Source organism: Clostridium sp. BNL1100 (assembly GCF_000244875.1).
Taxonomy (GTDB): domain Bacteria; phylum Bacillota; class Clostridia; order Acetivibrionales; family DSM-1351; genus Ruminiclostridium.
Window position 1 is genome coordinate 4,269,687 of record NC_016791.1, and the last position, 15,842, is coordinate 4,285,528.

Consider the following 15,842-nt stretch of genomic DNA (forward strand, 5'->3'; position numbering starts at 1 on the left):
AAATCAATTGTCCGGTAATTCATAAAAGGAAATACAAGTTCAACGGGGGAAGCGTGACATTTTGCTCCCCTTGCTGAAACTTGCTGGGTACTATTTGTTAATCATTTCCTTTAAGTCCTTGCCAGCCTTAAATACAGGAGCTTTACTCTCCGGAATATTTATTTCTTCCATTGTTTGTGGGTTTCTGCCTTTTCTGGCTGCTCTCTGTTTTACTTCGAATGATCCAAAGCCAATAAGCTGAACCTTGTCTCCACTGGTTAACGCTTCTTCTACGCTTTCCAGCATTGCATTTAAAGCTTTATCTGAGTCTTTTTTTGAAAGGCCTGACTTCTCTGCCATTTTGTCTACCAATTCCGATTTATTCATTAGTAATTCCTCCCATTTGGTTACTACACTATGATTTTATCCATTTTCCTCACATTTATTCATTTTGGCCTCATTCCACAATTCATCCATCTCAGAAAGAGTCATATCATTTAAATCTTTTCCAAGTTCCGCTGATTTCTTCTCTATATACTCGAATCTTTTTATAAATTTATTGGTAGATTGGGTTAGTGATAATTCGGGATGAACTTTGCAAAAACGAGATAAATTAACTACTGAAAAAAACACATCGCCCATTTCTTCTTCAATTCCGGCTTTATTCGAAATTTTTACTTCCTGTTCCAATTCGTCTATTTCTTCTCTAATTTTAGCAAAAACATCTGATGTGTTATCCCAGTCAAATCCCACTTGCGCCGCCTTTTGCTGAACCTTATAGCTCCGCATAAGTGCAGGCAGATTTTTAGGAACATCCTGAAGTACTGAGGCTTGGTTTACCAGCCCCTTTTCCTTTTTCTTTATTTCCTCCCAGTTCTCAAGAACCTCGTCGGAGGTATCGGCCTTTACATTTCCAAATACGTGAGGGTGACGGTGAATAAGCTTGTCACAAATTCCGTTGATTACATCCTCCATGGTAAAATCTTCGTTCTCTGCAGCTATAACTCCATGAAAGACAACTTGTAAAAGTACGTCTCCAAGTTCTTCAACCATCTTCTTTTTATCGTTTAAATCAACTGCTTCAAGGTACTCATAAGTTTCCTCAATAAAATACCTCTTTAAACTTTCATAGGTCTGCTCACGATCCCACGGACAACCGTTCTCGCTCCGCAGAGTCTTCATAATATCTATTAATCTATCCAGTTTACCTTCATTCATATTAATTCTCCAATTGCCTGTACGCAGCGTTTGTGTATTTTCCTTTTCTTGTTATTATACTACATTTTCAGCATTATAACCATTACAGGTGCAAATGAAAACTAATATATGTTCAATTATTATCAAAGAGCCCCTTCTTCCAAATCTTCTATTTCCGGTTCATCGAACTCTCTTTGCTTAGCGTCGGCAAAAAACACCCTGTCTGCAACAACTTCCGTAACATAGTGCCTGTTTTTTTCTTCATCCTCCCAAACTCTGGTATGTATGCTTCCCTGAAGGGCTATACGATGGCCCTTTGAAAAGTATTTGCTTGCAAACTCTGCGGTTTTTCCCCATGTAACAACCGGTATAAAATCTGCCGTTTTATCATTTGTTACCTTTCTGGGGTCTCTATCTACGGCCAATGTAAATGATCCCACCGCTCTCATTTTTTTGGTTGTGTACCTCAGATCAACATCTTTTGTTAACCTACCTACAAGACTGACATTATTCATAAAAAAATCCTCCTTTGTTCCATTTATATAGGAACTAATTTTTATTACAGCAACCATTTCTCACGCTGCTATAGATATGTAATGCCGGACTTGTGAAAATAAGGTTGACATGTTCAAAGCTGTTAATGAAATATTAACGAAACGAAAAAATCTAAGAATTGTTACTTTAATTTGAATTTTAAAAAATTAAGAAACTTTTGATAAAAAAGAAATTTTTTAGAAAATTTACTTACAAAGAAATTATATATTTTACAATACTACCTGTCAACTGTTAATATAAAAGGGAGGATTTATAATCCCCCCTAAATAAAACCAACCGATTATATTTAAACCTAAAAATAACCTATTTACCTATACACTATTGTTCCATTTGTTTTCCTAAAAATCCTGCTGCTGATTGTGCGAGTTTTGCTTCAACTTCTCCCATTCTTACATTTGCATCCGTAGAAAGCATTATTACTGCTCCTATAGGATCACCTTCTGAAATGATTGGCGAAACAACCTGGGAGGTATATTTTCTTTCACCATTTTCTTCTGCCAAAATTGAAATTGACTTTTCTTCAGGAGATTTTATAAGTAGTGTTGTTTTCTCCTCTATAGTTTTCTCAACATCAGAGCTAAGTTGCTTTTCAAGAAATTCTTTTTTTGATGCACCTGATACAGCAATTACTGTGTCTCTGTCAGTAATACAGGTAATGTGCCCGCTAGTCTTGTGCAGTGACTCTGCGTACTGTGTTGCAAAATCGCTGAGTTCTCCAATCGGAGAATATTTCTTTAAAATAACCTCCCCTTCCTTATCTGTAAATATTTCCAGAGGATCGCCCTCTCTAATTCTCAAGGTTCTTCTTATTTCTTTTGGTATTACAACTCTTCCTAAATCGTCTATACGTCTAACTATCCCAGTTGCTTTCAAAGTATATTACCTCCTTAATAGGTTATTTTAGTCTTATTATTGTTTTGTTGATGATTTTTTATACATAATTGGTAGTACAATTAGATACCAACCATTTTCTAGATATATTTCAGAGTTGTAAAAAGGGACTGAGTGCACATTTATTCGTTGTGCATTCAGTCCCTTATATTTTTTTATAAAAAGTAGTGTATATTAGTATATTTATTTGTACAGGGTTTTGTCAATTTTTGCTAAAGCATCTTCATCTTTTTTAAGCGGGAATTCTTTCTTCCAGCTGTCTAATTTTTTTGTTAAGAATTCTTCGTTAAATCTGGTATTCAGGATTGTTGACTTTATTTTGTCTTTAACATCATCAAACTTTGTTTCTTCTCTTTTTTCAAACTTCATAACATGATATCCGTATGAAGTTTCAACAACACCGGTATCTCCTGCTTTGTGGTTTGCAAATGCCCAATCTTCGAACTGTGACACCATTTCACCCTTACCGAAAGTATAAACACCTTTGTTATTTACAGTTCCGTCTTGACCCTTATCATCGGAGTTCTTCTCAGCAAGTGCCTGCATGTCAGCACCTTCCTGTGCTTGTTTCAGAAGGTTGTCTGCCTTTTCCTTAGCCTCTTTTTTCTTACCCTCAGTGAAGGCTGCACCTGTTTGCAAATCCTGTGTAGCAACGAGTATATGTGTTACAGTTACTTTATCGTAGTCAGCTTTATGCTCATCATATTGCTTCTTAATTTCATCGTCAGTTATTTTAACTTTGTTTCTTTCGCTTTCAATGTATTTCTGTGACAAAACAAGCTCTTTATAAACTTCTTTGTAGTCAGCCAGAGATACACCATAATCATTTTTTAACTGCTTTTCGGCTTCTGCTCTGCTTCCGCCGGCATTCTGAATTCTTTGATCGATAGCTGATTCAATATTATCCAAGTCTGCTTTTTCAAGCTTGATACCGGCTTCTTTTGCCTTGATTAGCTGAATTTTGATTTCCTGGATACTGTCGAGTGTAGCTTTCTTGATCTGTTCTTTTGCTGTACTTCCTTGGTATTTCTGATTCCAATCAAACTTTGTAGGGTCTTGAGTTTGTGCGTTCTGAAGGAATGAACTCATATTGAACTTTGACAACACCAGATATTCCTGTTTCGTAATACTTAAATCCCCTACTTTTCCAACATCTCCTGAAGACATACTAAAAATAACGACTACAGCTATTACCGCAACTACCAGTATAGCCGCAATAATTCCTATAATTAGCCCTTTTGATGTCTTTTTCACTTTAGCGTTTTCGTTTTCCAAAGGTAATCTCTCCCCATTTTTTTATTCAAAACCTAATTTGTAACCTGAATTTTACAAATTACTTTCGATTATAATTATATTCAATTATACATTAGACTGCAATTTAATAATGTATTGTAACAAAATCTTAATATTTGCCAAATTTTCTCTGCTGGATGAATTTATTAATTTAAATGACAAATACGGGTTGCTGCTGGCATTAAGCATAATCCTTCTAGGGTATTTATCCATAAGCACTCCCAGATATTGCGACACTGTTGAAGCGGATTTACGCAGTGCAAACAATATTATATCGTCCTTCTGTGAAATGCCAATAAAGCCGCACTCCACAGCAAGTGCCTTGATATAAGCAATGTCCATTAGATTTTCAACTTCTTCCGGTATATCTCCGTACCTGTCTATTAACTCATCTCGTAAATCAATTACATCATTTTCATTCTGTATTGCGGCAATTTTCTTATACATATCAATTTTTTGTTCTTCTGAGCTTATATATTCATCATCAATATATGCATTAACATTCAAGTCAACTGCCATTTCCTCGTCAGTAGTGCGTACTTCCTTGCCACTCAGCTCCTGAACCGCTTCATCCAGCAGCTTGCAGTACATTTCGTAGCCAACTGTTTCCAGATGACCATGTTGCTCCGGCCCTAGCAAGTTTCCCGCTCCTCTTATTTCAAGATCCCGCATGGCTATTCTAAAGCCTGAACCAAATTCAGTAAATTCTTTTATAGCCTGGAGTCTTTTCTCCGCTACCTCCGACAGAACCTTATCCTTTTTATATGTGATATAGGCGTATGCAAGCCTGTTGGATCTTCCAACCCTTCCTCTTATCTGATAAAGCTGGGACAAGCCCATTCTGTCGGCATCTTCTACAATAATAGTATTAACATTTGGCATATCAAGCCCCGACTCTATAATAGTAGTACATACAAGTACGTCATATTCCCCGTTTATAAAGCCGTACATTACATCTTCAAGTTCTTTTTCATTCATTTGTCCGTGGGCAACCGCAACTCTGGCTTCAGGTATCATTGTCCTGATTTCCTGTGCTTTTATGTCAATACCCCTTACCCGGTTATACATGTAGAAAACCTGACCGTTTCTTGCCATTTCACGGATTATACCATCACGGATAAGCTCCATATTATATTCCATAACATAGGTCTGCACCGGGTATCTTTCTTCCGGCGGATCCTCCAGAACACTTATATCCCTTATTCCAACCAACGACATGTGAAGTGTTCTGGGAATTGGCGTAGCTGTCAATGTTAGTACGTCAACATTCGGTTTTAGTGTTTTAAGCTTTTCTTTATGGGTTACTCCGAAGCGTTGTTCCTCATCAACTACCAGAAGCCCAAGATCCTTAAATTCAATATCCTTTTGCAGAAGCCTGTGTGTGCCAATAAGTATATCTGTATTTCCTGCCTTAACGGATTTTACAATTTTCTTCTGTTCTGTGGGAGTCCTGAATCTGCTCATGACGTCCACCGTTACCGGGAAGTCGCTCATCCTCTTCTTAAAGTTTTCATACAGCTGCTGGGCTAGAATAGTAGTAGGCGCAAGGTATGCTACCTGCTTTCCATCCATAACAGACTTAAATACAGCCCTTATTGCGACTTCCGTTTTGCCATAGCCTACATCTCCGCAAAGGAGTCTGTCCATCAGCCTTTCGGACTCCATATCCCTTTTTATTTCATCAATACACTTAAGCTGGTCGTCGGTTTCTTGGTATGGGAACAGCTCTTCAAACTGTCTTTGCCACACTGTGTCTTCACAGAAGGCATGACCTTTGGCAGACTGCCTTTGTGCATAAAGCTTTATCAGTTCTGCTGCAAGCTGCTGCAGAGATTCCTTTACACGGCTTTTTGTTTTGGCCCACTCAGTTCCACCAAGCCTATTGACCCTGGGCGTCTTACCTTCAGATCCAATATATTTTTGGAGCAAATCCAGCTGGTTAGTGGGAATATAAAGGAAGTCTCCTTCCTGATACCGGATTTTAAGATAATCCCTTTTAACTTCACCTACGCTGAGCTTTTCAATACCGATATACTGGCCTATACCGTGAGCCTGATGTACAACGAAGTCACCAACGTTGAGGTCAGAAAATGCCTTTATTTTGTTGCCTGCTCTCTTTGCCTTTGCCTTTTTTATTCGTTTATCCTGTCCAAATACCTCAATATCACTTATTACAACAAAGGCCGCTGTAGGGTATTCAAAGCCTTTCTGTAAGCTACCGTGAGTTACAACAACCTCTCCGTTCTGTATCTTATACCCGGGATTATCTTTGTAACTGGACGAAATCTCATTTGTTGCAAGGGTTTCAACCAATCTGTGTCCTCTACCGCTGGGGCCTGAAAGAACTATAATTTTATATTCTTTTTTCCTGAGCTGTCCTATGTCGTCAACAAGTAAATCTATATGGTTTTGGTAAGAGTTCCCTGATTTACAAGGTATTGATATCTGATTATACGGCCTGATAAGTGAGTTGTTGGATGAAATGGCGGACAATGTTACCGTCCTCAAATTCAATATACGGTCTACTATAGAGTCTGTGGAAAAAGCCCATTCTGCTCCTTTAGGCAAAATACCGCCTTTCTCCAGAAGACTCTTTGCAAGCTCTTCATGTTCAAGCTGGACATTCTCAATTCTCTGGGTTATTCTCAGGGTTTCATCCAGTACAATTATTGATTCACTCTCAATGTAGTCAATTACGGAAGCAGGAGTTTCCAGAATATATGGGAGGTATCTGTCAATGCCGGGAAAATAGTGGTGCTCAATCAGATTATCAATATCTTCCTCAACACGCTTTGATATATTTTTAATACCTTCACTGTTGTCCTTCTGCTTCAGCTTTTTAACGTAGTCTGCCAAGTCTCTTTTTATCTTTGAAATTATTGCTTCCTTTGAAATTTCCTTGTAAACTACATCTCTTGCAGGGGCAATTCTACACTCATCAATTGAGTTTGTAGACCGCTGAGTTGTTTCGTCAAAGTACCTGATAGAATCAACATCGGTATCAAATAGTTCAATACGCACCGGGTGTTCGCTGTTTACCGCAAAAATATCTATAATCCCTCCACGGACAGCAAACTGGGCTTTGCCCTCAACAGTTTCAACTCTTTCATATCCATACAAAACAAGCTTTGAGATCAGTTCATCGAGTTCTATTTGTAAACCTACTGAGAAATCAATAACTCCCCCTCTAAAGAGTTCAACAGGTGAAATCATCTGTATAAGTGCTTCAGCTGACATTACAATCAACTTGTAGTTTCCCTCTAAGCACCTCAGCAGGGTTTTTGTTCTCTGATATATAATATCATTGCTTCTGGCTTCTATATTATATAGCATAGTCTCTTTGGGAGGGTAATACAGAACATCGTCCCCCAGAAAAAAGGCAAAATCCTCATAAGCCCTTCTGGCCTGCATTTCATTGTATGTTACGTACAGTCCTCTTCTCTGTAAATGAGTACATAGGGAATATATCAGATGCACCTTTTGTGAATCCGACGGCCCGATAACCGATACAAGCCCTTTCCCCTCACGCACATTCGTTAAAAGGGTATTATATTCATCTATTTTCAAGAGAGGATCTGTAAAAAAGTTCATTTCTGCAACCTCCGGCTGTAATTATTTATTAAAGTTGTTCATTGCCTTTTCCGGCCCGCTTTGTGCTATCATTATCGCCGCCTGTGCAGCTTTTTCAACGCTCTGGTCAATTACCTGCCTATCCTCTTTAGAAAATTTGCTAAGGACATAATCAGCCAAATCCCATTTTTCCGGTGCTCTGCCGATACCGATTCTCACTCTGGGAAATCTGTCATCCTGCAGTTGGTAAATTATAGACTTCATGCCGTTGTGGGTTCCGGAACTGCCTTTGGGTCTTACTCTTATTTTGCCCGGTTCAAGATCAATATCATCATATATTACCGTTAATCTTTCAATAGGCAGCTTGTACCAGTCAACTATTTCCCTGACACTTTCCCCACTAAGGTTCATAAAAGTCTGAGGCTTTACAAGAATGGTTCTGACTCCCTCTATCTCACCTTCTCCGTATACCGCCTTAAAACCGATTTTGGAGAGTTTTATGTTGTACTTGGCTGAAATATAATCTATAGTATCAAAGCCAACGTTATGCCTTGTATTTTCAAATTTTGTGCCGGGGTTGCCAAGCCCCACAAGAAGATATACATCTCCCATCTGTGCTGCCTCCTGTCATTTGCATATAATATATTCATGCCTAAAAGGGCGGTTCCTAAAAAGAACCGCCCCGGAAAATCAAATTCTAAATATATGTGCTATATCTGAGTAAACAATGTACTAATTGATATATCTCCATATATTCTCTCAATAGCTTCAGCAAATACTCCTGCTACAGACAAGGACTTAATCTTGTCAATTTTCTTTTCTTCGCTTAGTGTTATAGTATTTAATGTAACCAACTCTTTTATTGCCGATTCACTAATCCTTTGGATCGCAGGACCTGAAAGTACACCATGTGTGCAGCTTGCGTATACTTCCTTTGCCCCAGCCTCTATCAGAGCATTCGCCCCGTTGACAATAGTTCCTCCGGTATCAATCATATCATCAACAAGGATTACTTTTTTATTTCTTATGTCACCTATTATATTCATTACTTCTGAAACATTTGCCTTAGGACGTCTCTTATCGATTATAGCCAGCGGACAATCCAGTCTTTCAGCAACTTTTCTGGACCTTGTAACACTGCCTACGTCAGGAGAAACGACTACAACATCCTCCATACTGTCAAATTTTTCCTTGAAATATTCAGCAATAATAGGAAGACCCAAAAGATGATCCACAGGTATATCAAAAAATCCCTGTATCTGTGGAGCGTGCAAATCCATAGTAAGTATTCTGTCTGCTCCGGCTATTGTTAAAAGATTTGCAACAAGTTTGGCGGAAATAGGATCTCTTGCCCTTGCCTTTCTATCCTGTCTGGCGTACCCAAAGTACGGAATAACTGCTGTAATTCTGCCCGCTGAAGCTCTTTTTACTGCATCAATCATAACCAAAAGCTCCATAAGGTTATCATTTATCGGCTGGCAAGTGGATTGAATGATAAACACATCTGAACCTCTTACTACTTCACCGATATTAACAGCTGTTTCTCCGTCACTAAACCTTCCAACATTCGCAATACCTACGGGTATTCCAATTTTTTCAGCTATTTCATCCGCTAAAGGCTTATTGGAATTACCTGTGAATATTTTAATATCCTTTCCGTGCAGATTCATTTCAATTCTCCTTTTTATTACATTTATATTATTGTGTGTTTATTTTCGCTTTAAATCCTTCTTTGTAACCCAATCCTGCTTTACCGTCTGCCTTTGACGTGCTATTGCCAGAGAATTTTCGGGTACTTCCTCCGTTATGGTGGAACCTGCGGCAATATATGCATCATTTTTTACAACAACGGGCGATACAAGATTTACATTACATCCTATAAATGAATTATCTCCAACAATTGTCTTGTTTTTGTTCTTTCCGTCATAATTTACAAAAACAACACCGCAACCTATATTAACATTTGAACCTACCTCAGCATCACCTACATATGTCAGATGTGAGATTTTAGTTCTGTCTCCGATGACTGATTTTTTAATTTCAACGAAATCTCCGATTTTAACGTTCTTACCCACATTACTTCCCGGTCTCAGATATGCAAACGGTCCAACATGGGTATCATCTCCTACGGAGCTGTCATATGCGACTGAATTTGCTACTTCAACATTATTTCCAATCCTACAGTTGACAATTCTTGAGTTAGGGCCAATTATAGAGCCCTCTCCGACAACCGTATTTCCCTCTATTATGGTGTTGGGCATAATTACAGTATCCTCACCGATAACCGCACCTGCATCTATAAAAGTAGATGAAGGATCCATTACCGTAACACCCGACAACATAACCTTTTTCAATATAGCGGATTTAACTTCCCCCATAGCAGTTGAAAGAGCTACCCTGTCATCTACCACGATAAATTGGGTTTTATCTTCCGAAGATATCTTGTTTTTATTTTGAAAGGATTGGAAAATCTGGGCAATGTTAAACTTTGAAAATGATTGAATACCTAATTCATTTAAACGGTCTAGAAAGTTCTTGCTTTTAAACACATAGACCGAAGCTTTCCCATTACAGGAAATAATAGCTGTCGTGTCGTTCCCCTCTGATGTATGTTTTTCCAGTAAATGTCTGAAAGTATCGGCCAGTATCAGCGGCTGGTCTCCCCAGTTGATTATAAAATTCTCCGAATTGCCGATTAAATCCTTAACTCTATCAATATCATCACAATGTATTGATTGAGCTTCACCTGTAATTTCGGCTAATGCAGACCCGGACCACTGCAGTACACTTTGACCGAGTATGCTATGGCTTTCAACAGGTTTTTTGGATTTAAACGTGCTGCTATTACTGTCTGTAATGACTAATCCCACAATTTTATTCATTATTAAGCCCCCACTGTATTTTACAGGATATATTCTCTCATTTTTATCAGATAATTTCAACCCGTTAATATAACTAAAATTTAGCTGGATTTTGTTTCCATTATATTCCACTAATGGAGTTATATAGTTTTAGAATAGCATTAAAAAAAAGATACCCGATTAAAGTATCTTTTTTATTCTTGGAATCAATGCTTTTTATGAGTTCTTATAGCTTTCAAGAATAGCAGTTTGAAGTTTTTCTCTCGCCTCAGCATTTATAGGATGTGCGATATCTCTGAATTCACCGTCTGGTGTTTTCCTACTGGGCATTGCAATAAACAGGCCGCTCTGACTTTCGATTACTTTGATGTCGTGTACAACAAACTCATTGTTGAATGTTACAGAAACTACTGCTTTCATTTTTCCTTCAGTTTCAATTTTTCTGATTCTGATATCCGTGATTTCCATATTGGCGAACCCTCCAAGAAGTATTATGTTTTAGATACAATATTCGCCATAAATGCTAAAAATCCTTCTTTTTGTACATTATTTTTACATATTTTTGGTTTATTTTACATTGCCTATTATTTACCGACTAAATATTTGGTTTAATGTCAATAGAATTGTTCTCCTGCATCTCAGATGTATTAAGTTTCATCAAGGAATAGTAATTTTCTACAAGTTTTTTATCAGGCAAACTTGTTTCTATCATAACTCCAATTCCAACTACTTCACTATCAAACTGGTTTGCCAATTCTATAATACCCTTTGAAGTCCCTCCGGCCTTCATAAAGTCATCTATAAACAGTATCTTTGAATTTCTCTTTAATGATTTCATCGGAAGTACCATTGTCTGTATTTTCTTTGCCGAGCCGGATGTATAGTTAATGTTTACAGATGCTCCGTCAGTGGCTTCATTATAGTGTCTTACTATTACCAGCGGAACATTAAGGTATTGTGCAGTTGCAAAAGCAATAGGTATACCCTTTGTTTCCACTGTAATTACACAATCCAGATCCAAACCTGAAAATCTGGTAGCAAACATCATTGCCATTTTGTTAACCCACTCGGGGTTATAGATGATATCCAGCATATATAAAAACCCGCCAGAGAGTATTCTATCCGGGTGAGATAATTCCTTTGCAAGTTCTTCCAATGTATTGTATACAACCTTTTCACTCATAAATGGAATATATTTAACTCCGCCTGAAGCTCCTGATATAGTACAGATATTTCCCATTGAGTTCTTATTAAAGGTTTTTTGCAGTAATTCCAGGTCCTCGCTTATTGTAGATTTTGCAGAACCGAACATTTCCGAAAAATATCCAAGTGTAAATATCTTGTTCGGATTATCGCACAATGTTTTGATTATAACAGAAATCCTTTCATTTCTTTGGATTTTATCCATAAAATCTCCCCACATCTTTAGTTTACATCATAGCTATTATACAATAATATAATGAATAATAAAACTTAAATTACAATCATAATTCGGATTAAATCATTTTATCTAATATTTATCCCATATGCATCATACAATATGTAAAGGATATTTCCGCTGCAAATTGATTAAATATATATATTCCTTTTACATTTAAATGAAAATATTGTATTATCTTTTTGAGTAGAACTTACTCTATATTGAATTCTTCAACTAATTTTTATTAGCAATACAACAAGGGAGTGTTTTCTTTGAATAATAATTCGAACATTTTAGATTCTGAAAAAATCAGGCGTGTCCATTTTATAGGAATTGGCGGATCCAGCATGAGCGGTCTTGCTGAAATTCTTTTGGCAAAAGGCTACCATGTATCAGGTTCTGATATCAAGTCTTCCAATGCAACCCAGAAGCTTGAGGGCAAAGGAGCCGAAATATTTATAGGGCATCGTGCCGAAAATATTGCTGAGCCGGACCTGACTGTCTATACTGTTGCCGTTAAAGAGGATAATCCTGAAATGATCCGTTCAAAAGAGTTGGGTATCCCGGTCATAGATCGTGCCGAGCTTTTGGGACTCCTTATGAAAAAGCATTCCTTTGGTATAGCCGTTGCAGGTACTCACGGCAAAACTACTACAACCTCAATGATAACAACAATAATGCTGGAGTCAAATACAGACCCTACGGCACATATCGGAGGCGAACTGGATTGCATAGGCGGTAATACACGCATCGGAGCTTCTGAATTTTTTATAACCGAAGCATGTGAATATTATGGAAGTTTCCTAAAATTTCATCCTTTTATGGCAGTAGTTTTAAACATCGAAGTAGATCATGTAGATTACTTCCGTGACTTGGAGCATATTAAGTCTACCTTTGGAGAATTTGTTGCTCTTGTTCCCAGAAATGGATATATTGTAGCCTGTGCTGATGATGAAAATACTCTTTCTGTTGTCAGCAAGAGCGACTGTAATATTATAACTTATGGATTAAAAAACGCTGATGCAATGTGGACTGCAAAAGATATAACTTACAACAGTATGGGCTGTGCTTCCTTTGAAGTATCTAAAGAGGGTATAAAAATGGGGGATATTTCTTTATCTGTTCCGGGCCCTCACAACGTAAGCAATTCTCTTGCTGCTATTGCAGCAGCATACACTTGCGGTTGCAATATGGAAAACATAGCCTATGGCCTTTCGAGATTTGGCGGAAGCCATAAGCGCTTTGAATTGAAAGGCTTGGTTGACAACATTAAGGTTATTGATGATTACGCACATCATCCGTCAGAAGTTCAAGCTACTCTAAATGCAGCTAAAAGCAGCGAGCATAATAAAATATGGTGTGTGTTTCAGCCCCACACCTATACAAGAACAAGAGCCTTTTTGGATAAGTTTTCAGAATCCTTTGATGAGGCTGATAACATAATAATAACCGATATTTACGCTGCCCGGGAAAAAGACCCCGGAGATATCCATTCCAGAATGCTTGCGGACAGGATTCGTGAGAAGGGCGGCAATGTAGTTTATATAAGTGATTTTCAGGACATAGCTGAGTATCTGGATAAAAATGCACAACCGGAAGATCTTATTCTCACAATGGGAGCAGGCGATATCGTAAGATGCGGAGAAATGTTCTTGAATTTAAGAGCAAATAAGTAAATTTTTTTAAGGGGCTGTCGCAAAACTAATTTTTATTTTTCTAAACCTATACTCAGAGTATAAATTGTATCAATGGAAGCTTGGTTAAAGATATTTGCAGACGTTTACCGGCGAACACGGATATTTTACCGGAAAATCTACACGATGTAGGTTTTAGCGAAACCATGAATCATGGACGATGAATGTGAGCGACGGTAAAATATCCTATGATGAGCCGCTAGAAACTCTTGCAAATATCTTGGAAGCAATCATTGATATAATTTTATACGGGAGTCTGTGTTATAGCAGAAAAACTGTTTTGCGGCAACCCCTATTTATTCTAGTAAAACTTTACTTATGCCTTAGTCATTGCAAACTTGATTTCACCTTCCGCTGCAACTTTACCGTCTACACTTGCCTTAACCTTTGCCTTGGTAACTCCAAGCTTACTCATTAGAATCTCGGCTTCAAGGGTAAGAACATCCCCAGGCATTACCTGATTTTTAAATTTCATAGCATCAATTCCGGCAAACACACCCAATTTCCCCTTGTTTTCTTCCAAAACAGCAACCGCTATCCCCGCAGCCTGTGCCAAAGCCTCTACTATCAATACTCCCGGCATTATTGGGTATTCCGGAAAATGTCCTTGAAAAAACGGCTCGTTAATGGAAACATTCTTTATGGCAACTACTTTTTTACCCGGCTCAAGTTCTATAACCTTATCAACCAGTAGAAACGGATATCTGTGGGGTAATAATTCCCTGACTTCTTTATTTGTAAGCATATAACCTCCAATTTACTTTTTGATACATATAATTATGACTAGGTAATATATTCGACTATATAATTCAAAAATCCTTTTAGATATAAAATTTTACACCCTAACCGCTTATTTAATCTTTACTATAAAACACCCTGCTACCGGCCTCTCAATACCTTCATAGGATGGTCTGTTCCGGAGGCTGCCATTTACTATCATCTGTGAAGAGGCTCCTCCGTCCAGCATTGCAGCATCCTTTACTCCTATCTTAACCAGATATTCACCCATTTCCTTACCTGTCATTCCTTCGCTGTATCCCGGCTGACGCCCATCTGAAACCATCATTAATATTTTGCCGTCTGTCTTAATACCGATAACCGTTCTAGGGTCTCGGTTGCTCAGAGTTCCCGCCCACCTGTCACGTTCAGGTACTACTGATTTTCCATCTTTGACAAGCATACTTCCACATTCATATGCTTGGTAACTGTATCCTAAATACGGCTCTATCCTAATATTGACTGTATCTCCTGCTTTTAAACCCATTTTTTCAGGCAGCTTAGCTTTTTCGCCATAAAAGCTGATGACACTGGCACCTCTTTTTATGTTAACTTCTTTTGTATCCTCTACTATCGCCGATATTTCATTTTCTGTAATTATTATTGATGTATTTTTTACTTCAGCTCTGTTTGTATTTCCAAATTTGTCATTATATAAAACGACGTCGTTGCTTTTACCTATTCTGTTCATCTCATTTATCTTGATTTTATTACCATTATGCTCTAGGGAGATATTAGTATAAAAAGTTTCAAATCTGGCACCTTTTTTGTCAACAACGAGTACAGGACTTAGCCCCGTTGAAGCGGTAAGCATCTGTCCATCTATTGCAACCATGCCTGTGGGATCACCGAATTGATAGAAAAACCCTCCATTAATTGCTGCATATGCCCCGTTCCTTTTACAAATATCAGATAATTTTTCAAAGCCAAAAATATTATCAAATGACAATGCTGGTTTGAATTCAACTCTCTCATCTCTTGGATCAAACTCCAGCGTATAAATTTCCTGCTTGTACCCGTTTATAATTTCTGTTGTATGCTTATATTGGACAGGTAAGGGCTGTACTGATTTTGACGATGTACCCGGAGAATTCAAGGTGTTATTAGTCTTCCCCTGAGTATTATTATTTGGGGAAAATAAAAATTGTCCTGCATAAATTAACATGAAGGACAATACTAAAATCAATCCAATATTTATAATCAGTTTCTGATTATTTTTTTTCATCAAATACTCCTCCGGTAACTGAGGCAGAGTCTTCCTGTTTATACTTTTTCGACAACTGCTTGTACATCATATCCCCCAAACCAATACCTCTTTCAGATGCAACCTCGCAAAGCTGATCATCAAGCATTGAATTGTATATGTCAGACGCCGTGTCGCTTTCCAGATAATCTGACTTTGGTACGGTAGACTTCATCTGTTTATAAAGCATGCTTATAAACAGGCTTTCAAACTCATGGCACACTTCTTTCAATTCGCTGTCATCACCTTTAGCAGCAGCCTCTCTGAGTCGTTTTTCAAAACTGTCCTCAGAAATTTTTGAGCTGGTGCTTCTGGCGGTATCAAATGTATTTTTTGAATTAACGCTTCCTACATCCATTATA

At 37.8% G+C, this 15,842-nt stretch carries 15 protein-coding genes; 1 reads left to right on the forward strand and 14 read right to left on the reverse strand.

All coding sequences use genetic code 11. From position 1 onward, the window contains the following. Window positions 1-90: 90 nt before the first annotated feature. The 11 genes from CLO1100_RS18385 to purR form a co-directional block, all read right to left on the reverse strand. A complete protein-coding gene (locus tag CLO1100_RS18385) occupies window positions 91-366 on the reverse strand; it encodes an HU family DNA-binding protein (protein WP_004618565.1) in 276 nt (91 codons plus the stop codon). Between the two features lie 36 nt (window positions 367-402). Continuing rightward, complete coding sequence (gene mazG, locus CLO1100_RS18390) at window positions 403-1,197, reverse strand: nucleoside triphosphate pyrophosphohydrolase (RefSeq protein WP_014315276.1); 795 nt, start codon at window positions 1,195-1,197, stop codon at window positions 403-405. Window positions 1,198-1,319: 122 nt separating this feature from the next. Next, window positions 1,320-1,691: a single-stranded DNA-binding protein gene (locus CLO1100_RS18395; protein WP_014315277.1), complete on the reverse strand. Its 372-nt coding sequence runs from the start codon at window positions 1,689-1,691 to the stop codon at window positions 1,320-1,322. A 358-nt stretch (window positions 1,692-2,049) separates the two neighbouring features. Next, window positions 2,050-2,604 (reverse strand): stage V sporulation protein T, encoded by a 555-nt coding sequence (spoVT, locus tag CLO1100_RS18400; RefSeq protein WP_014315278.1) that lies wholly within the window; start codon window positions 2,602-2,604, stop codon window positions 2,050-2,052. Between the two features lie 201 nt (window positions 2,605-2,805). Beyond that, complete coding sequence (locus CLO1100_RS18405) at window positions 2,806-3,897, reverse strand: peptidylprolyl isomerase (protein ID WP_014315279.1); 1,092 nt, start codon at window positions 3,895-3,897, stop codon at window positions 2,806-2,808. An 84-nt stretch (window positions 3,898-3,981) separates the two neighbouring features. Further along, window positions 3,982-7,506, reverse strand: coding sequence for a transcription-repair coupling factor (gene mfd / locus CLO1100_RS18410; RefSeq protein ID WP_014315280.1), 3,525 nt, complete (start codon window positions 7,504-7,506; stop codon window positions 3,982-3,984). Window positions 7,507-7,527: 21 nt separating this feature from the next. Beyond that, complete coding sequence (gene pth / locus CLO1100_RS18415; protein ID WP_014315281.1) at window positions 7,528-8,097, reverse strand: aminoacyl-tRNA hydrolase; 570 nt, start codon at window positions 8,095-8,097, stop codon at window positions 7,528-7,530. 98 nt (window positions 8,098-8,195) lie between these two features. Continuing rightward, window positions 8,196-9,155 carry a ribose-phosphate diphosphokinase gene (locus tag CLO1100_RS18420; RefSeq protein ID WP_014315282.1) on the reverse strand — a complete coding sequence of 320 codons (960 nt, stop codon included), beginning with the start codon at window positions 9,153-9,155 and terminating at the stop codon, window positions 8,196-8,198. A gap of 39 nt (window positions 9,156-9,194) precedes the next feature. Continuing rightward, a complete protein-coding gene (locus CLO1100_RS18425; RefSeq protein ID WP_014315283.1) occupies window positions 9,195-10,367 on the reverse strand; it encodes a UDP-N-acetylglucosamine pyrophosphorylase in 1,173 nt (390 codons plus the stop codon). Between the two features lie 195 nt (window positions 10,368-10,562). After that, window positions 10,563-10,814: a septation regulator SpoVG gene (gene spoVG / locus CLO1100_RS18430; RefSeq protein ID WP_014315284.1), complete on the reverse strand. Its 252-nt coding sequence runs from the start codon at window positions 10,812-10,814 to the stop codon at window positions 10,563-10,565. A 127-nt stretch (window positions 10,815-10,941) separates the two neighbouring features. Then, window positions 10,942-11,754, reverse strand: coding sequence for a pur operon repressor (gene purR / locus CLO1100_RS18435; RefSeq protein ID WP_014315285.1), 813 nt, complete (start codon window positions 11,752-11,754; stop codon window positions 10,942-10,944). A gap of 284 nt (window positions 11,755-12,038) precedes the next feature. On the opposite strand from purR, the gene murC reads away from it, so the two are divergent. Beyond that, complete coding sequence (gene murC / locus CLO1100_RS18440; RefSeq protein WP_014315286.1) at window positions 12,039-13,442, forward strand: UDP-N-acetylmuramate--L-alanine ligase; 1,404 nt, start codon at window positions 12,039-12,041, stop codon at window positions 13,440-13,442. A gap of 334 nt (window positions 13,443-13,776) precedes the next feature. On the opposite strand, the gene fabZ is transcribed toward murC, so the two are convergent. The 3 genes from fabZ to CLO1100_RS18455 form a co-directional block, all read right to left on the reverse strand. Then, window positions 13,777-14,205 carry a 3-hydroxyacyl-ACP dehydratase FabZ gene (fabZ, locus tag CLO1100_RS18445; RefSeq protein WP_014315287.1) on the reverse strand — a complete coding sequence of 143 codons (429 nt, stop codon included), beginning with the start codon at window positions 14,203-14,205 and terminating at the stop codon, window positions 13,777-13,779. Window positions 14,206-14,310: 105 nt separating this feature from the next. After that, window positions 14,311-15,462: a phosphodiester glycosidase family protein gene (locus CLO1100_RS18450; RefSeq protein WP_014315288.1), complete on the reverse strand. Its 1,152-nt coding sequence runs from the start codon at window positions 15,460-15,462 to the stop codon at window positions 14,311-14,313. After that, entirely contained in the window at window positions 15,449-15,838 is a 390-nt protein-coding gene (locus tag CLO1100_RS18455; protein ID WP_014315289.1) for a rod-binding protein, read from the reverse strand. Before CLO1100_RS18455 ends, CLO1100_RS18450 begins: the two co-directional genes overlap by 14 nt. Window positions 15,839-15,842: the final 4 nt, after the last annotated feature.